The sequence below is a fragment of the Paracoccus sp. SM22M-07 genome (assembly GCF_001887735.1).
Taxonomy (GTDB): domain Bacteria; phylum Pseudomonadota; class Alphaproteobacteria; order Rhodobacterales; family Rhodobacteraceae; genus Paracoccus.
This window is the reverse complement of record NZ_JPKW01000002.1, coordinates 244,143-267,297: the sequence shown is the minus strand read 5'-3', so window position 1 is coordinate 267,297 and position 23,155 is coordinate 244,143. Positions and strand designations below refer to the sequence as shown.

Annotated in this window: 23 protein-coding genes and 1 tRNA gene; 13 read left to right on the top strand and 11 right to left on the bottom strand. The window is 66.7% G+C overall.

The window, feature by feature from the left end; all coding sequences use genetic code 11:
• Positions 1-47 precede the first annotated feature (47 nt).
• Complete coding sequence (locus tag IE00_RS04595) at positions 48-1,106, bottom strand: aldo/keto reductase (protein ID WP_072295891.1); 1,059 nt, start codon at positions 1,104-1,106, stop codon at positions 48-50.
• A 396-nt stretch (positions 1,107-1,502) separates the two neighbouring features.
• Between IE00_RS04595 and IE00_RS04590 the strand changes: the two genes are divergently transcribed.
• Positions 1,503-2,162, top strand: a complete 660-nt coding sequence (locus tag IE00_RS04590; protein ID WP_170864079.1) for an autoinducer binding domain-containing protein — start codon at positions 1,503-1,505, stop codon at positions 2,160-2,162.
• Here the strand turns inward: IE00_RS04590 and IE00_RS04585 are convergent.
• Positions 2,151-3,644: a phospholipase D-like domain-containing protein gene (locus IE00_RS04585; protein ID WP_072295890.1), complete on the bottom strand. Its 1,494-nt coding sequence runs from the start codon at positions 3,642-3,644 to the stop codon at positions 2,151-2,153. The two genes, IE00_RS04590 and IE00_RS04585, sit on opposite strands and share 12 nt — an antisense overlap.
• A 205-nt stretch (positions 3,645-3,849) precedes the next feature.
• Here IE00_RS04585 and IE00_RS04580 point away from each other — a divergent pair, with 205 nt between their 5' ends.
• The 6 genes from IE00_RS04580 (at position 3,850) to IE00_RS04555 (ending at position 9,578) form a co-directional block, all read left to right on the top strand.
• Positions 3,850-5,490, top strand: a complete 1,641-nt coding sequence (locus IE00_RS04580) for a BCCT family transporter (RefSeq protein ID WP_072295889.1) — start codon at positions 3,850-3,852, stop codon at positions 5,488-5,490.
• Between the two features lie 134 nt (positions 5,491-5,624).
• A complete protein-coding gene (locus tag IE00_RS04575; RefSeq protein ID WP_072295888.1) occupies positions 5,625-6,494 on the top strand; it encodes a hypothetical protein in 870 nt (289 codons plus the stop codon).
• Entirely contained in the window at positions 6,491-8,158 is a 1,668-nt protein-coding gene (locus IE00_RS04570) for a mechanosensitive ion channel family protein (RefSeq protein WP_072295887.1), read from the top strand. The genes IE00_RS04575 and IE00_RS04570 overlap by 4 nt, the downstream gene beginning before the upstream one ends.
• 66 nt (positions 8,159-8,224) lie before the next feature.
• Complete coding sequence (locus tag IE00_RS04565; protein ID WP_072295886.1) at positions 8,225-8,671, top strand: MgtC/SapB family protein; 447 nt, start codon at positions 8,225-8,227, stop codon at positions 8,669-8,671.
• A gap of 5 nt (positions 8,672-8,676) precedes the next feature.
• Complete coding sequence (locus IE00_RS04560) at positions 8,677-9,246, top strand: DNA-3-methyladenine glycosylase (protein ID WP_083554072.1); 570 nt, start codon at positions 8,677-8,679, stop codon at positions 9,244-9,246.
• Positions 9,243-9,578: a hypothetical protein gene (locus IE00_RS04555; protein WP_072295885.1), complete on the top strand. Its 336-nt coding sequence runs from the start codon at positions 9,243-9,245 to the stop codon at positions 9,576-9,578. Before IE00_RS04560 ends, IE00_RS04555 begins: the two co-directional genes overlap by 4 nt.
• A gap of 10 nt (positions 9,579-9,588) precedes the next feature.
• On the opposite strand, the gene IE00_RS04550 is transcribed toward IE00_RS04555, so the two are convergent.
• Both IE00_RS04550 and gltX read right to left on the bottom strand, forming a co-directional pair.
• Positions 9,589-9,665: transfer RNA gene (locus tag IE00_RS04550), tRNA-Met, on the bottom strand.
• Positions 9,666-9,827: 162 nt separating this feature from the next.
• Positions 9,828-11,147: a glutamate--tRNA ligase gene (gene gltX, locus IE00_RS04545; protein ID WP_072295884.1), complete on the bottom strand. Its 1,320-nt coding sequence runs from the start codon at positions 11,145-11,147 to the stop codon at positions 9,828-9,830.
• 79 nt (positions 11,148-11,226) lie between these two features.
• Here gltX and IE00_RS04540 point away from each other — a divergent pair, with 79 nt between their 5' ends.
• Positions 11,227-11,634 (top strand): metallopeptidase family protein, encoded by a 408-nt coding sequence (locus IE00_RS04540; RefSeq protein ID WP_072295883.1) that lies wholly within the window; start codon positions 11,227-11,229, stop codon positions 11,632-11,634.
• A complete protein-coding gene (locus tag IE00_RS04535; RefSeq protein ID WP_072295882.1) occupies positions 11,631-12,593 on the top strand; it encodes a 1-phosphofructokinase family hexose kinase in 963 nt (320 codons plus the stop codon). Before IE00_RS04540 ends, IE00_RS04535 begins: the two co-directional genes overlap by 4 nt.
• A 61-nt stretch (positions 12,594-12,654) precedes the next feature.
• On the opposite strand, the gene IE00_RS04530 is transcribed toward IE00_RS04535, so the two are convergent.
• Positions 12,655-12,981 (bottom strand): DUF6280 family protein, encoded by a 327-nt coding sequence (locus IE00_RS04530; RefSeq protein WP_042251710.1) that lies wholly within the window; start codon positions 12,979-12,981, stop codon positions 12,655-12,657.
• Between the two features lie 361 nt (positions 12,982-13,342).
• Between IE00_RS04530 and efp the strand changes: the two genes are divergently transcribed.
• Together efp and IE00_RS04520 are read left to right on the top strand one after the other, a co-directional pair.
• Positions 13,343-13,906, top strand: a complete 564-nt coding sequence (gene efp / locus IE00_RS04525) for an elongation factor P (protein WP_072295881.1) — start codon at positions 13,343-13,345, stop codon at positions 13,904-13,906.
• A 160-nt stretch (positions 13,907-14,066) separates the two neighbouring features.
• Positions 14,067-14,432, top strand: coding sequence for a DoxX family protein (locus tag IE00_RS04520; protein WP_072295880.1), 366 nt, complete (start codon positions 14,067-14,069; stop codon positions 14,430-14,432).
• On the opposite strand, the gene dinB is transcribed toward IE00_RS04520, so the two are convergent.
• The 3 genes from dinB to IE00_RS04505 are packed head-to-tail and all read right to left on the bottom strand — an operon-like array spanning position 14,429 to position 17,921.
• Entirely contained in the window at positions 14,429-15,532 is a 1,104-nt protein-coding gene (dinB, locus tag IE00_RS04515; protein WP_072295879.1) for a DNA polymerase IV, read from the bottom strand. The two genes, IE00_RS04520 and dinB, sit on opposite strands and share 4 nt — an antisense overlap.
• The gene (locus tag IE00_RS04510) at positions 15,529-16,260 is read right to left on the bottom strand and encodes a folate-binding protein YgfZ (RefSeq protein ID WP_072295878.1); all 732 of its coding nucleotides are present in this window, start codon (positions 16,258-16,260) and stop codon (positions 15,529-15,531) included. The genes dinB and IE00_RS04510 overlap by 4 nt, the downstream gene beginning before the upstream one ends.
• On the bottom strand, positions 16,257-17,921 hold the full coding sequence (locus IE00_RS04505; RefSeq protein ID WP_083554070.1) for an ABC transporter ATP-binding protein: 1,665 nt from the start codon (positions 17,919-17,921) through the stop codon (positions 16,257-16,259). Before IE00_RS04505 ends, IE00_RS04510 begins: the two co-directional genes overlap by 4 nt.
• A 322-nt stretch (positions 17,922-18,243) precedes the next feature.
• On the opposite strand from IE00_RS04505, the gene IE00_RS04500 reads away from it, so the two are divergent.
• Positions 18,244-19,413, top strand: coding sequence for an alanine--glyoxylate aminotransferase family protein (locus IE00_RS04500; protein ID WP_072295877.1), 1,170 nt, complete (start codon positions 18,244-18,246; stop codon positions 19,411-19,413).
• A 5-nt stretch (positions 19,414-19,418) separates the two neighbouring features.
• Here the strand turns inward: IE00_RS04500 and rsmD are convergent, their stop codons facing one another.
• Positions 19,419-19,991: a 16S rRNA (guanine(966)-N(2))-methyltransferase RsmD gene (gene rsmD / locus IE00_RS04495; RefSeq protein WP_072295876.1), complete on the bottom strand. Its 573-nt coding sequence runs from the start codon at positions 19,989-19,991 to the stop codon at positions 19,419-19,421.
• Positions 19,992-20,076: 85 nt separating this feature from the next.
• Positions 20,077-21,279 (bottom strand): NAD(P)/FAD-dependent oxidoreductase, encoded by a 1,203-nt coding sequence (locus IE00_RS04490; protein ID WP_072295875.1) that lies wholly within the window; start codon positions 21,277-21,279, stop codon positions 20,077-20,079.
• An 87-nt stretch (positions 21,280-21,366) separates the two neighbouring features.
• Between IE00_RS04490 and IE00_RS04485 the strand changes: the two genes are divergently transcribed.
• Positions 21,367-21,852, top strand: coding sequence for a peroxiredoxin (locus IE00_RS04485; RefSeq protein ID WP_072295874.1), 486 nt, complete (start codon positions 21,367-21,369; stop codon positions 21,850-21,852).
• A gap of 79 nt (positions 21,853-21,931) precedes the next feature.
• Here IE00_RS04485 and IE00_RS04480 read toward each other — a convergent pair whose 3' ends face one another.
• On the bottom strand, positions 21,932-23,062 hold the full coding sequence (locus tag IE00_RS04480; RefSeq protein ID WP_072295873.1) for a GNAT family N-acetyltransferase: 1,131 nt from the start codon (positions 23,060-23,062) through the stop codon (positions 21,932-21,934).
• Positions 23,063-23,155 lie beyond the last annotated feature (93 nt).

The window sequence follows — 23,155 nt, the reverse complement described above, 5'->3', positions numbered from 1 at the left end:
TCATCTTCCATCGCCTCATCGACAAGATAGAGGCGTCGCGCCCACCATCAATAGGGCAGCCCGTGGCTCCGATGCAAACGGTCGATGCCGCGGATCAGATCCTCGGGCAGGTCGCGGTCCAGCCCTTCGATCAGATGGGCCAGCTGATCGGTGGTGGTGGCCCCGATGATCGGCACGACCTTGAAGGGCCGCGTCAGTTGCCAGGCAATGACCATGTGCACCACGTCCCAGCCATGGTCCGCCGCCAGCGCACCATAGGCGGCCGCCGCCTTCAGCCCGCGCTTGGTCTTGCGCCCGCCCAGGTTGCCCTGACCGCCGGTGGCCTTGTCCACCGCCGCGCGGCTGCCTTCGGGCATCGCGCCATCGGCGTATTTACCGGTCAGCAGCCCCGCCGCCAGCGGCGAATAGGACAAGAGCGTGACGTCCTCGTTCACCGCCGCCTCGGCCAGGTCGGTGTCGTACATGCGATAAAGCGGTGAATATTCGTTCTGGATCGCGGCCATGCGCGGCCCGCCCGTCCGGTCGGCCACGTCGCACCAGCGCGTCAGACCCCAGGCGGATTCGTTCGACAGGCCCACACCGCGCAGCTTGCCGGCGCGCACGCCTTCGGCCAGAGCCTCCAGCACGTCGGCCATGTGGTCCAGCGTCCGCGCCTTGTCCTGACCCGAAGGGTCGAAATTCCAGTTCTGCCGGAACGCATAGGACCCCCGCACTGGCCAGTGCAGCTGATAGAGGTCGATGCGGTCGGTCTGCAGCCGGCGCAGCGACGCGTCGATCGTCTGGCGGATGGTGTCGCCATCGAAAGGCTTGCCGTCGCGCAGGATCTGGCTGGGACCGGTGATCTTGGTCGCGATCTCGACCCGGTCGCGGTTGCCGGTGCGTGCCAGCCAGCGGCCGATCACCTCCTCGGACAGGCCGATGGTTTCGGCGCGCACGGGGTTCACGGGATACATCTCGGCGCAATCCATGAAGGTCATGCCGGCCTCCAGCGCCATGTCCATCTGGCGATGGGCCTGATCCTCGTCCGTCTGGTTGCCGAAAGTCATGGTCCCCAGGCAGATGCGGCTGACCTCGATATCGCTGCCGCCCAATGTCACGCGCTTCATGGCTGTGCTTTCCCTTGGTGATGATTTGCAGGGCAAGCTAACCGACATGGGCAGGGGTGCAAGCGGCAACAGGTGCCAATGCGTGAGAGGGGCGACCTTTCGGCCACCCCACCCGCGCGTCAAATCAAAGCTCTGGCTGAATTACTGGTTAAAAATACGGCAATTGCACGGCTGTGTCTAAGCGATCCCGCAGCCATGGGCTATAGCCCCAAAGGGCTATGTGACCTTGGGGCAACGCAGCCGCCCGGAACCCGTGGCCTGCCTTGCGCCTTACCCCTGCCGAACGCGGTCCTTCGACGGCTTTGCCAAGCAGTTGCCCTGAACGCGCAAGCAGTTATGTTGACCCTTTAAACATTCATATTTTCGCACGGGAACAGGCACATTATGCCACTCCATATGCTGAACCGCATTGATGCCGCGCTGGCAGAGCTGGCGCCGCGCGGGATCATGGTCGGGTATCACGTCCGCTTTTCACGGCCCGTCAGGCGGGTCTGCACCTATCCAAGCAGCTGGATCACCGATTACACGCGGCTGAACATGATCGTCGCGGACCCTTCGGTGATCTGGTGCATCCAGAACGAAGGCTTCATCCGCTGGACCGACCTTGTCACGCAGATCGCCGATCCGCTGCACGTGATGCGACAGGCTGCGGACGCGGGATTAACCTTCGGCGTGTCGATCAGCTGCGGCCTGCCCCAATCCCGGTCGCTTCTGGGGGCCGCGCGGTCGGACCGAGAGTTCACCGACCCCGAGATCGCCCGCATGCAGGACCTGCTGCAGCAAGGCCATGCCCTGCTGGACCGTGCGACGGCGATGCGGCCCATCCTGGTCGAGGCCCTCGAGGCGATCGCCTGCGGCATGACCTATGAACAGGCCTGCGCGCATCTGGGCATTTCGCGGACCGCGCTGCGATACCGCCTGCATGCCGCCCGTGCCGCATTGGGCGTCGAGGACAATCCCGAAGCGATCCGCCGGGCCATCGATCTGGGCCTGCTCAGCAGCAACAGCTATACCGGCATGGTCAAGGGACTGCCCGAGGCGCCGTCACCGACGTGACTTGCGCCGTTTCCGCTGCCGCCTCCATTCACGCAGGTTCCATTTGCGGAACAGACCCCGCTTGCTAAGGGATTCGAAGATCTCCTCGGGGCCTTCGGGGTCTAGGATCTCGTTTTCGGCCAGCCATTCCTCGAAACCGTTCAGGTCCGGCACCTCGTAGGGGATGACCGTGCGGCCCTCGCCGCGGGGCCTCATGCGGCTCTCGATCAGGGCGATCAGGCTGCCATCCTTGGCCAGCGCCTCGGACACTTCATGCGGCTCAAGGTCAAGATGCTCGGCCAGCAGGTCGTCGCGCAGGGCGGTGATGCTGTCGCGCAGGTCGGACTGGCTGTCCAGTTCCGCCGCCACCACGATGTCGCATTCCGTGTCCAGCCGCATCGAGCGGTTGTTGAAATTCGACGATCCGACGCGAAGATAGGTGTCGTCCACCACCGTGACCTTGGCGTGACAGTAAATCTCGGCCCCGCCGGCGGTGACGGGATGATAGATGCGGAACCGGTCGCTGTGATCCAGCTTCTTCAACGCCTCGAACAGCTTGGCGCGGGCAGTGTCCATGGCGATGGGCTCCAGCCAGCCCTGCGCGGTGATCGGGTTGATGATGACGATCTCGGGGGGGTCTTCCTCGACCAGGCGCTTGGCGATGGCCTGGGCCACCCGGCGCGAGGCGAAATACTGGCTCTCGGCATAGATCCGGTGCCGCGCCTTCGCGATCAGGTCCAGATACATCTGCTCGATCTCGAACGAGGATTGCACGTCGGGGATCTCGGGGCGGGTGCGGGCAATGGCCAAGGCCACGTCGCGGAAGGTCGGCTCCAACCCGTCCGGCCAGCATTTTCCAGTATCGGTCACCGGCGCCAGCGTTTCCCCCGACGCGATGCGCCAGCGGTCACGCGCCAGATCGCCCATGGCCCTTGCGGCCGGACCGTCGAAGGCGCTGGTGGCGTCATGCCAGGGGGGCATGATCTTGCCCTTGGGGCTGATCCGGCGGGGGTCGTCGTCGATATGCTGGCGCGTGTCCCAGCGCCCTTCGGTCATGTCGATGCCGCCGCAAAAGGCGATGCAGTCATCGATCACCACGATCTTCTGGTGATGCGAACTGGCAAAGGGATGCTTGGAATCCAGCCGCAGCGTGATGCGCGGATGCGCCTTCCAGCGCAGGATGGTCAGCAGGGTCGATCCCCGAAACATCGCTTTGAAGGCCCCGGTATCCCAGCGCAACAGCCGCACATGCAGGGACGGCGTGCGCCGCGCCAGCCACATGACGAAATCACCCAGCTTGGCGGGGCCGCCATCGTCGCGGGGATCGCCAAGATCGATCCGGGCGTCGAAGTCCCAGCCGATCATGAGGATGCTGCGGCGGGCCTTGAGCATGGCGCGCCGCACGGCGGTGAAATAATCGTCGGCATCGGCAATCATCGCAAAGCGGCCGGTCTGTTCGACCCGCCAGCAATTATGCCCGGGCCGCGCCAGTCGCTTGTTCATTTGATATTCCCCGTCATGATCTCGCATTTCATCGTCACGCGCCGGTCCCGGCTGCCCCCCTCCAACTTGAACGCGCCCGCATCGTTCCACAATCGGTTGCCCATGGCCGGCCGCCGATCCTCTGCACCGGGCGGACAAAGCGATGGAACGTTCCGGCCCCTTGGAACTTGACCTGTCAACAACAGGAATACGAGGGGGCATTTTGATGGATAAACTCGCGCAGAGGTTGGGCCTTCGGGTGGACCCGACCATCTTTTTCGTCTCGGCGGGGCTCAGCCTTGTCTTCGTCGTGCTGCTGGTCGCGCTGCCCGACCAGATTGGCGGGGCCTTTTCCGCGGGCCGCGCCTGGATCGTGACGAACCTCGGCTGGTTCTTCATCTTGGCGGTAAACGTCTGGCTGGGCTTTCTGATCTATGCCGCCATGTCGCGGCATGGCCATATCCGTCTTGGGCCGCGCAACTCGCGTCCCGAATATTCGAACCTGTCCTGGTTCACGATGCTGTTCGCGGGGGGCATCGGCACCGTCCTGATGTTCTGGGGCGTGGCCGAACCGATCAGCCATTACAAGGAACCGCCCCTGCCGGGGGTCGAACCGTTCACGCTGCAGGCGGCGCAGGACGCGATCTCGATCTCGCTCTATCACCTGGCGCTGCACACCTGGACGATCTTCGCGCTGCCGGGTCTGGCCTTCGCCTATTTCATCAACCGCTATGACCTGCCGGTGCGGGTCAGTTCCGTCTTCTATCCGCTGCTGCGCGAAGGCATCCACGGCCCGATCGGCAAGGCCATCGACATCGTGTCGATCCTGGGCACGCTGTTCGGCGTCGCTGTGTCGCTGGGCCTGGGGTCGTCGCAGGTGGCGGCGGGTCTGTCGGCGCTGTTCGGCCTGGAAAACGGGACCTGGCTGCGTCTGGCCATTCTGGCGGCACTGACGGCGGTGGCCACGACCTCGATCGTCGCGGGCTTGGACAAGGGGGTCAAGATCCTCTCGAACGTCAATATCGGCATGGCGGTCGGGCTGATGGTCTTCGTGCTGGTCACCGGTTCCACCCTGTTCCTGCTGCGCGGCATGGTCGAGACGGTCGGCCTCTATCTCTCCAACCTGCCGCGGCTGGCCTTCTGGAACGACATGCTGCACGGCGACGGCATGGGAACCGGCGACTGGGGCTGGCAGGGCAACTGGACGGTCTTCTATTGGGCCTGGACGGTGACTTGGTCGCCCTTCATCGGCCTATTCGTGGCGCGCATTTCGCGCGGGCGGACGATCCGTGAATTCGTCTTCGGCGTGCTGCTGGCGCCGTCGCTGTTCACCGTCATCTGGTTCGCGATCTTCGGCTGGCAGGCCATGCAGATCGACGGTCTGGGCGAAAGCGCGCGTGCCGCGATGGGCGGGGCCGCAGGCAGCATCAGCGCCGCGGTCGAGACGTCGGTGCCGCTGGCCATGTTCGCCTTCTTCGCCGAACTGCCTTGGGCGCCGGTGATGCAGGGGATCGCGGTGCTGGTCGTGGCGATCTTCTTTGCCACGTCGTCGGATTCGGCATCGCTGGTCGTGGACATGCTGTGCAGCGGCACCGCCGAACCCGGTCCCGTCCACCAGCGCGTCTTCTGGGGCGTCGCCGAGGGCATGATCGCGGCGACGCTGATCCTGCTGGCCGGAGAGGCGGGCCTAACCGCCCTGCAAGAGGTCATCACCGTCATCGGCCTGCCGATCTTCCTCTTGGTCTCGATGATGATCCCGGCGCTGATCCGGGGTCTGGGTGCCGAGGATATCGACCATATCACCATCGGCAAACGCCCCGCGCTGAGCGAGTTCGACCCCGACGAACCCGCCGAGGCCAAGACCTGAACAACCCGTCGGGCGGGATAATCCCGCCCGATGGGGGACCCCGATGGCCCTGTGGCGGTTGACCTGTCGGAACGGGGACGTCGATCCCCGCTCCGAACCCCTGAAAGCGACCGAAGCATGCAGGCACATCACAGATGACCGACCCGATCCTCTTTGTCCTTGGCGCCGTGATCGTGCTGATCACCTTCTATGATTTTTTGCGCACGACCGTCAGTCTCAGCGGGTTGGGTTTTATCAGCGCACGCGTGGCGGCGGGATTGTGGCGCATCCTTTCGGCCGTGGCCCGCTGGACCGAACGGTCGACGGGCTGGTCGATCCGCAAGCTGATCGGACCGCTGATCCTGATCAAGATCGCCGCGGTTTGGGTGGCGCTGCACCTGCTGGGCTATGTGCTGATGTATCGCGCGGGGCTGTCGCTGGTCGAATCGCAGACCGGCCAGCCCGCCACGCTGGTCCAGACCGTCGCATTCGCGGGTTCGGCGCTTTCGACCCTGGGGGCGTCCACCGTCACGGTGACCGGGGGCTGGTGGGACATCCTGTCGATGATCGCCGCCGTCAACGGCATGATCGTGCTGACCCTGTCGGTCAGTTTCGTCCTGAACGTCCTGCAGACAACCAACAGCGCGCGGACCTTTGCGATGCGCTTCAACGCCTTGGCGCGCAGTGCGGGCGACAGGCAGGGTCCTGCGCAGGTCGCGGGGCTGGGACCCGACCTGGCCGCCGTGGCCGTCAAGATGGTCGCATCTCCCCTGCCGGGATTCTTCGTGCCCGACGATCCGCGCATGGACTTTCCCCTGGCCATCCGAAACCTGTGCGACATGGTGCGCGATGGCGATGACGAACCCTTTCACGACGCCCGCACCGCCGAACTGATGGCCGCCCTTTCGCTGCTGGGCAGGCAGATCGGGCCCGATCGCGACCATCGCGACATGCAGGCGGCCAGGGCCTGGGCGGACCGCCACAGCATTCCGCGCCAGGATCAAGCCGAAGGAAAGACGACATGAACCGGCTTTGCCAGATTCTGATCCTTGCGATCGCCCTTTTTGCCACGACCCCGCATCCGGCGCAGGCCCAGGATGCCACCTTCGAGACGCCCGCGCTGAACGCGGGCCTAGGGCCCACGCCGGACCGCATCGACCGCCGGACGCCCCGCGCCGCGATGGCCAGCTTCCTGCGCGCCGCAGATGAGGAAGACTGGGCCGCGGCCGCCCATGTGCTGGACCTGTCCGACATTCCCGCCAACCTTCAGGCCGAACGGGGACCCAGGCTGGCCCATCAGCTTTACGACGTGATCGACCGCAAGGCGGTGCTGGACTGGTCGATGCTGAACGACCGCCCCGATGCGCTGCAGACCCAGGGCAACGACACCGAGGCCATGGCGGGCAATCCGCGCCGGTCGCTGTTGCTGCGTGACCTGTCCGTCGGCCTGATCCCCGCCGAAATCCGCCTGAACCGGCTGCAGCCTCCGGGCGGCGGCGATCCGATCTGGCTGTTCCCCGCCCAGACCGTGCGCGACATCCCGGCGTTGCACGCCGTCTATGGCCCGTCGAAATTCGAAACGGCGCTGCCGCAGGAAATGCGCGAAAAGACCCTGGGCGGGCTGATGCTGTGGGAATGGATCGGCATGCCGCTGCTGATCGCGGCCTCGGTGCTGTTGGGCTGGCTGGTCCACCGGACGCTGAAGATGGCGTGGCGCCGCGCGAACGGCAAGATCGCCACGGGCATTCTGCGCGCGGCATCAAAGCCCCTGATCATCATCACCGTCACAAGCCTGATCTGGTGGGTGTCGGGCAATATCTTCGTGTTTTCCGGCAAGATCGACGTCTTCCTGGCCCCTGCCATCGCGGCAGGCTTTGTCACGGCCATCCTTCTGTTCATCGTGAACGGCGTCGAGGTGCTGCTGGACGGTCTGATCGCGCCTGGCGAAGAGGTCGACCTGACCGTCGCCGAACAGGCCGAGGCCCGCGTGCTGGCCACGCGGCTGAATGCCGCGCGCCGGGTGCTGGTCATCGTGGTCTTCCTGATCGGTGTGGGGATCGTCCTGTCCTCGGCCGATCTGGCGGGCAGCCTCGGCCTGTCGCTGCTGGCCTCGGCGGGGGCGCTGACCATCATCCTGGGCTTTGCGGCGCGCAACCTGCTGGGCAACATCATGGCATCGCTGCAGATCGCGCTGAACCAGTCGGCGCGCGTGGGCGACCGGGTGCTCTACAAGAACGAGCTGTGCCATGTCGAACGCATCAACATGACCTATGTCCAGCTGCGCAACTGGGACAGCACCCGCCTGATCGTCCCGGTCGAGGAATTCGTCTCGGAAACCTTTTCCAACTGGACGCTGCAGGACCCCGAAATGCTGCGCGTCATCAAGCTGCGGCTGGATTCGCGCGCCGACATCTCGGCCCTGCGCCGGATCTTCGACCAGATCCTGGTCGACGTGAAGAACGAGGACATGGGCAAGAACCTGACCCAGCTGGACGGGTCCAGCGTCAATGTCGCCGAACATGACGCCTTTGGTCTTGTCGTCTGGTTCAGCGTGCCCTGCGCCGATCCGAACACCTCGTGGGAACTGTCCTGCGCGGTGCGCGAACGTCTGGTGGCCCAGGCCGCCCGCCACGAGGCCGAAACCGGCCAGCCCGTCTTTCCCGTCAACCTGCCCGTCGGGGCAGGCTGATCGTCCCGGAACGTCCCTTTGCGGCGGACGTTGCATTCAGGAATTGATCCACGGGGAGGGCAAGACATGGTCGAGTTTTCGGAATTCATGCTGCGGACCCTTTTTGCGGGGGCCTGCGGCCTTCTGGTCGGGCTGGACCGCGAGGCCAAGAACAAGCCCCTGGGCGCGCATGCCTATATCCTGGTGGCCTTGGGATCGGCGGCCCTGATGTCGGTGACGCTCAACTTCTCGCTCAGCGCCGTGGCCAACGAACAGGACATGATCGTCGACCCCAGCCGCCTGATGCAGGGCATCGTCGGCGGCATCGGCTTTCTGGGTGCCGGCGCCATCATGAACAGCAATGACAGCAAGCGTCTGCGCGGCGTCGGCAGCGGCGCGGCCATCTGGGCCGCGGGGACGATCGGCATCGCCTGCGGTCTGGGCTATCTGGCCGAGGCCGCGTTTCTGGCCGCCGTCATCTTCGCCATCCTGAACCTGCATGACTGGTTCGAACGCAAGGCCGGGGACGCATGACGCCCATGCCCGCCGACCACCACCCCGCCCCAGATTTCATCCACCTGATCGCCGGCATGGATGCCGTGACGCTGGCGCGACGCCTGATCGGCGCAAGGCTGGACCTGCGCGGCTGCGGCGGCATCATCATCGAGACCGAGGCCTATACCGCCGAAGACCCCGCATCCCACAGCCATCGCGGCCCGACACCGCGCAACGCATCGATGTTCGGGCCTGCGGGGCATGCCTATGTCTATCGATCCTATGGCATCCATCTGTGCCTGAACGTCGTCGCCCGCCCCGCCGAGGCCGTGCTGATCCGCGCCTTGGCCCCCGATCGCGGTCTGGCGCTGATGCGGATGCGTCGGAACGACCGAACGCTGTGCAACGGGCCGGGTCGTCTGGCGCAGGCGCTGGATTTGCGGATCACGGATGACGGTGCGCCCTTCGACGGGGGTGACATGGGCATCGGCCTGCCGCAGGCCATGGCGCCGCTTCTGATCGGCCCCCGCATCGGCATCAGCCGCGCGCAGGACCTGCCCTGGCGGTTCGGGCTGGCGGGTGCGACGGGCCTCAGCCGCGGTTTCCCAAGATGAGCGGGGATGTCATGCATACGCCCGACGGGCGCTATATCATCATCAGGGGGCGTCTGTGGCGGGCGACCAATCCCGGTCTTTCGCCCGAACGGCACAAGGAGCTGGTCGGCCAGCTGATGGATGCACGCCGCGCGGTCAAGGCCGCCAAACAGGGCGATGACGATGTCGCCTTGCGCAAGGCCCGCGATCAGGTCGATGCCGCGAAACGGGGTTTGGGTGAACGCGGTCCGGTCTGGTGGGATGACGGTGCCCCCGACATGAACCGCAGGATGGTGCGGAACACGCCCTATGCCGACTGGCATGCGGCGCTGGAAGACGCGATTCCGTTCTGATGTGATGACCTGGTAGCGGAGGAGGGACTTGAACCCCCGACACGCGGATTATGATTCCGCTGCTCTAACCAACTGAGCTACTCCGCCACAGGTGCGGCGGATTTAGAAGCTTCGGCGGGGGGCGTCAAGCGCTTTGGGGAAAGTTTTTCAACCATTCGCGAATTTCCTGCCACCGCCCGCTGCGGCAATGAAAAACGCCGCCCCCGGATGGCACGGGGACGGCGCTGATTTTGATCGGACGCCGCGTCCTTAGCGGGCCTTGACCACTTGGATCAGCGGCATCACATCGGACATGTCGGGGCCATGCGCCTGACCGGTGACGGCCTTGCGCAGCGGCATGAACAGGCCTTTGCCCTTGCGGCCCGTGGCCTCCTTGACGGCGCTGGTCCATTCGCTCCAGGTCTGGTCGGTATAGGGCGGCGGCGGCAGCAGGGTCATGGCCTGGGCGATGAAATCGGCATCTTCGGGGTCGATCTGCGGATCGGCGCCCTGGCTGAAGATCTGCCACCAGGCCTCAAGATCCTCCAGCCGGGTGATGTTCTGCGATGCCACCCGCCAGAACCGTTCAGCCTGATCGGCAGGGACGCCCAGTTCCGCGATGCGGTCCGCGACCTGATCGAAGGGCAGCGACTGGTTGCGTTCGCGGGTCAGCGGCCACAGGTCGTCGGCATCGAATTTCGTGGGCGAGGCCCCGAAATTCGACAGATCGAAACTGTCGGCCAGTTCGTCCAGCGATGCCAGGCCGACGGGCTGGCCCGACCCCAGGCGCGCCATCAGGCCCAGCAGAGCCTCGGGGGCGACGCCGCCTTCGCGCAGATCCTTCAGCGACAGCGCGCCGATCCGCTTGGACAGCTCCTCGCCCTTGGCGCCCGTCAGCAGGCTGTGATGGGCAAAGCGGGGCGGCGTGCCGCCGATCGACTTGATGATCTGGATCTGGGTGGCGGTGTTGGTGACGTGATCGGACCCGCGCACGATGTCGGTGACGGCCATGTCCGTGTCGTCGACGCTGCTGGCGAAGGTATAGAGCACCTGCCCATCCGCACGCAGCAGCACCGGGTCGCTGACCGAGGCCGCATCGATCGAGATGTCGCCCAGGATGCCGTCATGCCATTCGATCCGTTCGTGATCCAGGCGGAAACGCCAGTATCCCTGACGTCCTTCGGCACGCAGGGCATCCTTGTCGGCCTCGCTCAGGTTCAGGCCGGTGCGGTCATAGACCGGCGGCTTGCCCATGTTCAGCTGTTTCTTGCGCTTCAGGTCCAGCTCGGTCGGGGTCTCGAACACCTCGTAGAAGCGACCGTTGGCGCGCAGCTCGGCGGCGACCTCGGAATACCGCTCAAGGCGCAGGGACTGGCGTTCCACCCGGTCCCAATGCAGGCCCAGCCAGTCCAGGTCCCGCTTGATGCCGTCGACATATTCCTGCCTGGACCGTTCCTGGTCGGTGTCGTCCAGGCGCAGGATGAACTGCCCGCCGTTCTTGCGGGCGATCAGATAGTTGAACAAGGCGGTGCGCAGATTGCCGACATGGATGTTGCCGGTGGGCGATGGCGCGAAGCGGGTGATGGTCATGGGGCGTCTCCTGTTACCGGTTGCTCTTTCACAAAGCCCGGTTTTTGTCCATATCATGGGCCAAACGCAGGAGGCACGGATGAGTGATTGGGACGGGCTTGCAGCCCCGGACGCCGCAGAGATCGAGGCGATGGCCCGCGCGGCGATGACGGCGCTGCCCGCCGAATTCGCCCCCGCTGCGGCAGCGGTGGCCATCCGGGTGGCCGAATTCGCCCCCGAGGAGATGCTGGACGAATTGCAGATCGACGATCCGTTCGAACTGACGGGCCTTTATGACGGCATTCCGGTGACCCAGAAATCCATCGCCGACCAGCCCGGCGGGCCGGACATCATCTGGCTGTTCCGCCGCCCCATAATCGACGAATGGGCCGCGCGCGGCGATATCGGGCTGCAAGACCTGGTCATCCACGTGGTCACCCATGAAATGGCCCATCACTTCGGCTGGTCCGACGACGACATCGCCAGCATCGATCGCTGGTGGGAATGAGCGGCCAGTCCCCGATCCTGACCGTCACGCTGAACCCGGCGCTGGACCTGACCACCGCGACCGATCAGGTCGGCCCCGACCGCAAGCTGCGCTGCGACAAGCCCGCGACCTTTCCCGGCGGCGGCGGCATCAATGTCAGCCGCGCGATCAAGATCATCGGCGGCCAGTCGACCGCCATGGTGGCGCTTGGCGGGGCCAACGGCACCCGCATGGCCGAGATGCTGAAGACATCGGGGCTGCAGGTCTTGCGGGTGACGGCGCCGGGTGAAACCCGGCAGTCGCTGGCCGTGACCGACCGTGCCACGGGCGGCCAGTTCCGGTTCGTCATGCCGGGGCCTGAATGGCACATGACCCACGTGTCGGCGGCCATGACCGCCATCGCCGAGGCCGCGCGCGCAGGAGGCTGGGTGGTCGTGTCGGGGTCGAACCCGCCCGGCGTCGCGGCGGGGTTCGAACAGATGCTGACGGTACGCCTGAAGGACGGGCGCGCCCGCCTGATGGTCGACGCCGAGGGAGAGGCCCTGCGCGCGCTGGCCGGATCATCCATCCCCGTGGACGTGCTGCGCATGGACAGCCGCGAGGCCGAGGGCCTTTGCGGGCGCCCCCTGCCCCTGCGCGAGGACAGCGCCGGTTTCGCCGCCGATCTGGTCCGCAATGGCGCTGCCCATGCGGTGGTCGTGGCGCGGGGGGCGGATGGGTCGGTGGTGGCCACCAAGGACGGCGCCTGGCACGCGGCGGCGGCCCCGGTCGAGGTGGTCAGCGCGGTGGGCGCGGGCGACAGCTTCGTGGCGGGCTTCGTTCTGGCCCTGTCGCGCGGCTGGCCCATGCCCGAGGCCCTGGCCCTGGGCACCGCCGCCGCATCCGCCGCCGTCATGACGCCCGCGACCGATCTGTGCCATGCCGATGACGTGCGCCATTTCTATTCGCAGCGCGACGTGACCCTTCTGACGCCCCGATAGGGCGGCGAACAAAAAAGGCCGCCCCGCAGGACGGCCTGAAAATCGTGATGTGGCGGGGTGGTCAGGCGGCTTCTGCCTCTTCGGCTTCGGCGGCCATGCGGCGCTCGCTTTCCTCGCGCGACAGCGCCACCGAGGTGCGCACGCCCTTCGAGACGAATTCCATCAGACCCTTCACGACGCGTTCGTTGGGGTCGATCCCGGCACAGGACAGAACTTCGCGGCCATCGCGCGACCGTGCCCAACGGGCAATCTGTTCGGGGCCGTTTCCATATTTCTTGTCATCGGCGATGGCATCGTCCAGCGCCGCCAGAACCACCGCTGCAAACAGCTTGCGGGCCCGCTGGCCCTGTTCGAAATTGAAGGCCGAGCCGTCAACAAAATCGCGCATCTCGTTTCGTCCATCTCTTGCGGCTCTGATAAGGCAACAGAGCCTTTGGGGAAAACTTGAGCGCTTTCCCAGTTTCTTGAAATCCGTTTCTCCGACGGTGACGCCCGCCTTAGCCTTTCGGAACGCCGATTCGGTATCCCCCGGACCGCATGTCAGCCATGTCCTTAGCGCATGACGCCCAAATTGCGGGAATTTTTACCCCTGCTACGTCACGTCAGCGAATTGGTGCCACAGATCGCGCCTTGACAACGCCGCAGATCCGTTCTGGTTGCCTCATTCGTTCTGCCTCGATATAGGGGCAGCATCATGCCGTTCAACACGCGGACGGCCGGAATTTTCCGCAAACACGCAAGAGCATCCCATGCCCAAAATCAACGGCAATGAAATTCGTCCCGGCAACGTGCTGGAACATGATGGCGGCCTGTGGGGCGCCGTGAAGGTCAGCCACGTCAAGCCCGGTAAGGGCGGCGCCTTTGCCCAGGTCGAGATGAAGAACCTGCGCGACGGCCGCAAGCTGAACGAACGCTTCCGCAGCGAAGACAAGGTCGAACGCGTCCGCCTGGACCAGAAAGACCAGCAATTCCTGTACGAAACCGACGGCAAGCTGGTCTTCATGGATAACGAGACCTTCGAGCAGACGGAACTGGACGCCGATCTTCTGGGCGACCGTCGCCCCTTCCTGCAGGACGGCATGATCGCCACCGTCGAATATTACGGCGAGGAAGCCCTGTCGGTCTCGATCCCGCAGAAGGTCACCTGCACCGTCGCCGAGACCGAGCCGGTCGTCAAAGGCCAGACCGCCGCCAACAGCTACAAGCCCGCGACGCTGGACAATGGCGTGCGCATCATGATCCCGCCCTTCGTCGGCGAGGGTGAGGCGATCATCGTCAACACCGAAGCCTTCGAATACAGCGAACGCGCCTGATCCGGGCCCCGCGCCCAGGCAGAATTTCGACGCCCCGCGGCATGCGCCGGCGGGGCGTTTTGCCATCACGCCTGCGTCGTCACGATGCAGTGATCGGGGGCATTCGACGTGGTTCGGCCCTGCCAGCCGATGCAAGCCTGCGTCAACGAAGGGGGCAAGGATGAACGATCTGCTGAACCTGCTGGGCCGCATCCTGATCGCGCTGCTGTTCCTGGGCGGTGCCGTGCAGAAATTCACCGACCCCTTGCAGGTCGAACAGATGATCGCCAGCCTGGGCCTGCCCGCCGATCTGGTCTGGCCGGTGGCCGTCTTCAACCTGGCGGCGGGGCTGGCGCTGATCTTCGGGCCCTGGGTGCGGGGCTGGGCGCTGGTGCTGGCGGTCTATTGCATCGCGACCAGCTGGTTTCACTGGCAGCTGCGCGCCGATCCCTGGCAGGTCACCATCGTCGTCAAGAACTGGGCCATCGCCGGGGGACTGCTGATCCTGGCCGCCCAAGGCCCCGGCAGACGGGTGCGCTGGCGCTAGTCGAACAGGCTCAGCTGACCGTCATCAGGCTCGGCGTCGAAACCCGACAGCGTGATCCCCAGCAGCCGCACCCCGCGCGGGTCGGGCAGCACCCCTGCCGCCAGATCCCGCGCCACGGCCAGCATCTGGTCGCGCCCGGCGACCGCCGCCCCCATGCTGCGCGCCCGCGTGATCTGCTGGAAATCGCTGAACTTGACCTTCAGCGTCACCGTCCGCCCCTGCAGCCGGTGCTTGCCGACATGGGTCCAGACCTTGTCCGCCAAGGGCGCCAACGCCTCGGATGCGGCCTCCAGCGTCATCAGATCTGCCGAAAAGGTGTTTTCCGCCCCCACGGATTTGCGGACCCGGTCCGGGCTGACCCGCCGATGGTCCACCCCGCGCGCGATGTTCCAGTAATAGCGCCCCGCCTTGCCAAAGCGCCGCGTCAGGAAATCCAGGTCCTGCGTCCGCAGGTCGGCACCGGTCTGGATGCCCATCGCCTGCATCTTGGCCACCGTGGCAGGGCCGATGCCGTGGAACTTGCCCACCGGCAGGTCCAGCACGAAGTCCGGCCCCCGGTCGGGGGTGATGACGCACAGCCCATCGGGCTTGTTCTGGTCCGAGGCCAGCTTGGCCAGGAACTTGTTGTAACTGACGCCGGCGCTGGCGGTCAGGCGGGTTTCGGCACGGATGGCGGCGCGGATGGCCTTGGCGATCTGGGTAGCCGTTTGGCCGGGTTCCAGGTGGTCGGTGACGTCCAGATAGGCCTCGTCCAGCGACAGCGGCTCGATCAGGGGGGTATGACGGGCGAAGATGGCGCGGATCTGCTGGCTGACCTCGCGATAGACCTCGAAGCGGGGGCGCACGAAGACCAGATCGGGGCAAAGCCGCGCGGCAGTGACGGATGGCATGGCCGAACGCACGCCAAAGACCCGCGCCTCATAGCTGGCGGCGGCGACGACCCCGCGCGCCGCCGACCCGCCCACCGCCACCGGCCTGCCGCGCAATTCGGGCAGGTCGCGCTGTTCGACCGAGGCATAGAAGGCATCCATGTCGATATGGATGATCTTGCGCAGCGGCGGGGCTGCGTCGTCACGGGGCGGGGCCGCCCCGGGGGTCATTCAGGATAAAGCCGCGCATCCGCGGCCTGCATGTCCTCGGTCACGCGGTCGTGGCGCACATGGGCGATGGCCCTGCCGCCCGATTGCGTGAACAGCGTGCCGACATCCTTGCCGCCTGCGGTGATGGTCGTGCCGATGGGGGCCTGACCGTCGATGCGCAGGGTCTGGATGCCCTTCCGCAGCTCGGTCTTGTGCTTCATGCGGGCGGTGACTTCCTGGCCGACATAGCAGCCCTTGCGGAAATCGACGCCGTTCAGACGCTCGAACCCGGTTTCCAGGATGAAGGTCTCGTTCGGGATCAGTTCGATCATGGTTTCGGGGATCAGGTTCGCCACGCGGATCGCATCCCAATCCGTGCCGTCATCGGCGGGCAGATCGCCGGGCGCGCCATACAGCCGCCAGCCAAGCGCCGGGTGGCGCGGATCGGGGATGGCGCCGTCGGGGGCGGGACCGGTGCCGCGCGCCACGGCCAGGTCGGTCATCGCCAGATCGACCTTGCTGCGCAGCTTGTACATGCTCAGCCGCCGCAGCAGGTCGTCGGCCAGCTGCGCGTCCACGTCGATCAGCAAGGCATCGCCATCGGGGACGATCAGGAAATCGACCAGATACTTGCCCTGGGGCGTCAGGATCGCCGCCCAGCAGGGGGCACGCCGGACGTCGTTGGTGACAAGCCCCTGCAGAAAGGCGGTGCTGTCGGCGCCGGTCACGCGGATGATCTTGCGGGTCATTCCTGGTCTCCGAATTGAAGGGCAACAAGGCGGGCATAGGCACCGCCCTTGGCCATCAACTGGTCATGGCTGCCCTCTTCGACAACCCTGCCGGCATCCAGAACCACGATCTTGTCGGCATCGCGCACGGTCGACAGGCGGTGGGCGATGACCAGCGTGGTGCGGCCCTTGGACAGGCTGTCCAGGGCCTCCTGGACCATGCGTTCGCTGGCCGTGTCCAAGGCGCTGGTGGCCTCGTCCAGCAGCAGGATGGGCGCGTCGCGCAGCAGGGCCCGGGCGATGGCGATGCGCTGGCGCTGGCCGCCCGACAGCGACGATCCGCGCGGACCGGCCGCGCTGTCCAGGCTGCGCTGGTCGTCCAGGAAATCGCTGACATGGGCGGCATCCAGCGCCTTTTGCAGATCCTCGGCCGAGGCGCCGGGCCGCCCCATCAGCACGTTGTCGCGCAGGCTTTCGTCGAACAGCGCCGATTCCTGGGCGACGGTCGAATACTGGTCGCGCAGCACCCCAAGATCATATTCCGTGACTGGCACGCCCCCCAGCAGGACCTGACCGCTGTCGGCATCGACCATCCGCGTCAGCAGGTTGAAGACGGTGGATTTCCCCGCCCCCGACGGACCGACCAGCGCGGTTGTCTGGCCTTCCTCGGCGGTCAGCGTCAGGCCGCGCAGCACCGGCTGGCCGTCATAGGACAGCCGGACGTCCTTCAACTCGATCCGGGTGTTGGCAGGGGCCTCGCTGCGGGGGCCCGACACGACGGTCGGCTGCGTGTCGAAGACCTGATAGATGCGTTCCAGGCTGGCGGCGGCGGTCTGCCATGTGCCGGCCAACCCGCCAAGGCGGCGCATCGGCTGGAAGGCCAGCGCCAGGGCGGTGAAGAAGGCCATGAAATCGCCGACGCTGCGGTCGCCTTCCATCACCTCGTTGCCACCCAGGGCCAGGACAGCGACGAAGCCGATGCCCGTGACGATGTCGGTCAGCGCCGGGATCACGCTGGAGGTCGCGGCGACCTTGGTTTCGGCCCGGCGGATGCGGCCGACGATGGCGGCAAAGCGGGCGGTCTGGTCGGCCTCGGCCCGGTTCAGGCGGATCGAGGCGATGCCGTGCAGCACCTCGTCCAGGCGGGTCGCACGCAGGCTGGCATTGGCGCGGTTCTGGCGCACCTTGCGGCGGATGTATCGCTGCACCAGCGCGGCGGGCATGATCAGGATCGGCGCCCCCACCAGCGCGCCAAGCGTCCAGACCGGGTCGATGGTCATGGCCACCCCGAACAGCATGACCAGCGCGATCGCGTCACGCGTCGCCCCGGTGATCAGCGTGGCCCAAACACCCTGCACGGCGATGGTATCGCCCTGGATGCGCTCGATCATGGCGCCGGGGGAATTTTCGCGAAAGAAGCGCTGGTCCAGCGTCAGGATATGGGCCAGCAGGTTCGTCTGCATGGCGGTGGAGACCGACAGCGACACCCGCGTCAGCAGGGCACGGCTGGCGATCAGCGTCACCGCGCGCAGCAGGAAGATGCCGAAGATGGCGCTGCCGACCCACCAGATGGCGCCCGGTTCCTTGCCGATGAAGACCAGGTCGAACAGCGGCTTCAGCATCCAGCTGATCAGCGCCAGGGTCGACCCCTCGACCGTCATCAACAGGAAGGCCAGGATCATGCCGGTCTTGTGGGGCCGCAGATAGCCGTCGAACAGCCTGCGCAGAAGGCCCTGCACCTTGCCGGGTGTCGGTGCGGGATCGCCGGTGCGGGCGGCTGCGATCAGGCGGGCGGGGCTGTCTTTGCGCGGATCCACGGGTCTGGTCGGCCTTTCCGTGACGGAGGATGGGGCCCGCCCGGACAGGCGCACCGTAACTTGGCCCCAGCTTTACCCCGTTCCCCCCTGCCCCCACAAGACCATGCCCCCCGCAAGCCTCACGCGGCGGTTGACGGCTGCCGGGCGTGGCCCTACCGATCCTTGCATGATGTGAAGGATACCGCAGATGAGCCTAGCCCACGGTCACGACCTGATTGCCATTCCCGGCCCCTCGCCCGTTCCGGCGCGCGTGCTGAATGCGGCGCACCGCGCCTCGCCCGACATCTATGGCGACGCGCTGGCGCAGGTGAACGTGGCGGTGATGGGTCAGCTGAAGCGGCTGGCGGGCACCACGCAGCATCTGGCGCCCTATATCGGCAATGGCCATGCGGGCTGGCAGGCGGCGGCCGACAACCTGTTCGATCCGGGCGATCACGTGCTGGTCCTGACCTGCGGCCATTTCGGGCGCTCCTGGGCCGAGATGCTGACCCAGTCCGGCATCCGCGCCGAGCGTCTGGATTTCGGCAACCGGCCCGCCGATCCCGACCGGCTGGCCGACAGGCTGGCCCAGGACCGCGCCGGCAGCATCCGCGCCGTGCTGGTCTGCCAGACCGACACGGCCAGCGCCACCATGGCCGACATCCCGGCGCTGAAGGCCGCGATGGGCGACCACCCGGCACTGCTGGTGGTGGATGCCATCGCCTCGCTTGGATGCGCACCGATGAGGATGGACGACTGGGGCGTCGACGTGCTGATCGCGGCCAGCCAGAAGGGCATGATGTGCCTGCCCGGCACCGCCTTCGTCTGGTTTTCCGACCGCGCGGCCAAGGGCGGGCGCAAGGGGGCCGCGTCACCCTATTGGGACTGGCAGCTGCGCGCCGATGCCGAGGCGCTGTGGCGGTTCTGGGGCGGCACGCCCCCGGTCCAGCAGGTCTTTGCCCTGCAGGAGGCGCTGACAATGATCCTGGACGAGGAAGGGCTGGAGGCCGTCTGGACACGCCATGCGCGCCTGGCCCGCGTGGTCTGGGCCGCGGTCGACGCCTGGGGCGTGCAGGACGGCATCGCCTTGCCGGTCGACGACCCGGCAGCGCGGGCGCTGTCGGTCACCGCGGTGCGGATGCCGCGCGCCGACGACCTGCGGGCCTGGGTGACGCGCGAATGCGGCGTGACGCTTGGGGTCGGGCTGGGCGCTCAGGACCCGGCCAATGCGCTGCGCATCGCCCATATGGGCCATTGCAACGCCGCGATGATGATGGGCACGCTCGGCGCGATCGAGGCCGGATTGACCGCGCTGGACATCCCCCATGGGTCGGGGGCGCTGGAGGCGGCCGCCACCAGCATCGCGCGGACGGCCTGACGCCCCTAGGCGCTGTCGTCGGGCCAGCGGGCCAGCGTGACGATGGTGTCGCCATAGCTGCGCCGGTCCAGCAGCCGGACCCGGACCGGCAGCAGGGGCGGGCGCGAGTCCTCCCAGACGATGGTGGCGCCGGGGGCAATCCAGTTGCCATCGGCGGCCGAGGCCAGCGCGGCCTCGCCCTTGCCCTGCGCATAGGGCGGGTCCAGCAGGATCAGCGAATAGGGTGCGCCCTGGTTCGCGCCCAGTTTGGTGGCGTCGCGCCGCCACAGATCGGTGACGCCCGTGGCGCGGGCTCGTTCGACATTCTGGCGGATCAGGTTCCGCGACGTGACGCCGTCATCAACGAACGAGACATGGGCCGCACCGCGCGATAGCGCCTCGAGGCCCAGGGCACCGGTGCCCGCGAAGAGGTCCAGCACCCGCGCGCCGGGCACGGGATTGCCGTGGCTGCCGTTGATCAGCAGGTTGAAGATGGATTCGCGCACCCGGTCGGTGGTCGGGCGCAGATGGGCGGCGGGGTCACCTTCGCCCAGATCGACCAGCTTCAGACCGCGCATCGAGCCGCCGACGATCCTCATGATTGCGTCCCGCGACGGCGGGGGGCTGCCTGCCCCCCGCGCCCCCCGGGGGCGGTTCGTGAACGGCTGTGTCGGGTTGTCGGCATCATGTCATCAGGGCCTTCAGGTCGGGGGCATCGGCGATCAGGTCGGGATCGGGGCTGCGTCCGGCCTCGATCAGGCGCTTGCCGATCATGTAGGCGCGGGCGTCGTTCAGCGCATCCACCGCGATCAGGCGGCCTTGGCGGTAATACCAGATCGAGGCGCAGTGATCGCCCTGCCCGGCACGCAGCACCGTTCGGTCATAGCCGGTGTTCAACCCGGCGATCTGCAGCTTGGCATCGAACTGATCCGACCAGAACCACGGCTTGGCGACATAGTCGCGCGCCTGCCCCAGCATGTTGTCGGCCACGCATTCGGCCATGTCGATGGCGCCGCCGACGCTTTCCAGCCGGATCTGACCGCCCTCATGCGGGAAGCTGGCGCAATCGCCGGCAGCCCAGATGGCGGGGTCGGACGTCCGGCCCGTCGCATCGGTGGCGATGCCATTGTCCAGATGCAGCCCCGCCGTTTCGGCAAGCCGGACGCGGGGCAGCACGCCAATGCCCATGACCACCAGATCCGCGGGCAGGACGCGTCCATCGTTCAGCGCGACGCCGGTCACGCGATCATCGCCCTGCAGGGCGCTGATGCCGGTGTTTTCAAGGATGGTCACCCCATGGGCGTGATGCAGGGCGGCGATGATCTGCGAGGTCTGGGGGGATGCAACGCGGCCCAGAATGCGCGGGGCGGCCTCGACCAGGGTGACGTTCAGGCCCAGCTTGCGGGCGACGGCTGCGGCCTCGAGCCCGATATAGCCGCCGCCGATGACCACAAGATTGCGCCCCGCCGTCAGTGCGGGGGCCAGCGCATCGATATCGGCCAGATCGCGGATGACATGGGTGCCGGGCAGATCGCCCCCCATCGCGGCGGGCAGGCGGCGGGGTTCCGCGCCAAGCGTCAGGGCCAGCGCATCATAGGGATGGTCGCCCGCATCGGTCGTGACGACGCGCGCCTGTGCATCGATGGCGGTCGCCGTTTCGCCACGGCGCAGGTCGATCCCCTGATCGCGCCACCAGTCGGGCGCGCGCAGCGTCAGCCGGTCCAGCGCCATGTCGCCCAGCAGATAGGCCTTGGACAGGGGCGGGCGCTGATAGGGCGCGGCGGGTTCCTGACCGATCACGGTCAGCGGCCCGTCGTGACCCTTGGCCCGCAGGCGTGCCGCCATCGAGGCCGCTGCCTGCCCCGCCCCGACTATCACGATCCGCATCACGTCGCACCCTTCCGCTGTCATCTGGCCTGTCGTCCGGCGGCACCCTATAGTCGCGCCGAATCCGTTGCAATTCAGGAGAGACCGATGACCATCAAGGCTGGAGACAAGCTGCCCGAGGGGCAATTGCTGCGCGTGGGCGAAAACGGCCCCGAGAGCGTCTCGACCACCGATCTGGCGACGGGCCGCGTGGCGCTGTTCGGGCTGCCGGGCGCCTTTACCGGCACCTGCACCAATGCCCACATGCCCAGCTTCGTGCGCACCGCGGACCAGTTCCGCGACAAGGGCGTGACGCGGATCGTCTGCATCACCGTGAACGATCCCTTCGTGGCGGATGCATGGGCCGAACAGACCGGCGCCAAGGATGCCGGCATCGAGGTCCTGGCCGATGCCGATGGCAGCCTGACCAAGGCGCTTGGACTGGATTTCGACGCGCCGCCGGTCGGCTTTCAGGGGCGCTGCAAGCGCTTTGCCTCGCTGCTGAGCGACGGCACCTTCGAGACGGTCGATGTCGAGGATTCGCCGGGCACCTGCAGCGTCAGCGCGGGCGAGGCCCTGCTGGAAAAGGTCTGACCGGGCTTTGCGTCCCGCGACGGCCGGGGGCTTCGCGCCCCCGGACCCCCGCGGGGCGTGACCGACTGCGGACCCCGGATCAGCCCTTGCGGAACGGGGTCCAGTCGGTCAGCGCCTGGATTTCCTGGCCCATCGCATCGCGTTCCTGGTCCAGATAATTTTCCAGCGCCTTCAGGAACCCCGGATCGGCCACCCAATGCAGCGAGTGGATCGGAACGGGTTCGTAGCCGCGCGCCAGCTTGTGGTCGCCCTGAGCGCCCGCCTCGACCCGAGAAAGACCGTGGGCGATCGCGTGATCGATGGCCTGGTGGTAGCACAGTTCGAAATGCAGGAAGGCATGGTCTTCGGTGCAGCCCCAATAGCGGCCATAGATGGCATCCGGTCCCAGGAAATTCAGTGCCCCCGCGATCGGGATACCGTCCTGTTTGGCCAGGACCAGCAGGATGTCGTCGCGCATGGTGTCCTGGATCAGGTCGAAGAACTTGCGCGTCAGGTAGGGTTGGCCCCATTTCCGCGCGCCGGTATCCTGATAGAATTCCCAGAAGGCGTCCCAGTGATGCGGCTGCAGATCATCGCCGGTCAGGTGGCGGATCGTGCCGCCAAAGCCCTGGGCGCGGGCCCGTTCCTTGCGCAGGTCCTTGCGCTTGCGCGATGACAGGGCGGCCAGGAAATCGTCGTAGCTGGCATAGCCGCGGTTCAGCCAGTGGAACTGCTGGGTGATGCGGGGCAGGAAACCCGCCTGTTCGCCCAGAGCGGCCTCGGATTGGGTGCAGAAGGTGACATGGGCGCCCGATGCCTGCACATGGTCGGTGACCTGCATCATGCCCTGCAGCAACGCCATCCGGGCGGTGTCATCCTGCGCCAGCAGGCGTTGGCCGGTTGCGGGGGTGAAAGGAACCGCCGCCTGCAGCTTGGGGTAGTACCGACCGCCCGCGCGGGTATAGGCCTGCGCCCAGGCATGGTCGAAGATGTATTCACCCTGGCTGTGGCCCTTGGCGTAAAGCGGCGCCGCCCCGACGATGCGCCCGTTGCGTTCCACCGTCAGGTGCAGCGGCTGCCAGCCCGTTCCCGTCCCGACCGATCCCGATTGTTCCAGGGCCAGCAGGAAGCGATGCGTGGTGAAGGGATTTCCGTCGCCCAGACCATCCCACAGGTGCGGATCGATCTGGGCGATGGAGGGATGGGTGGTCAGGGTCAGCGTTTCGCTCATCCCCGCAAGATAGGGCGGGCGGCGATGAATGTCAGGGGGGCGGGTGCGGTCAGGACGTCGCAATCGCGTGACGTCCTGAGGCAGGGGTGGTGG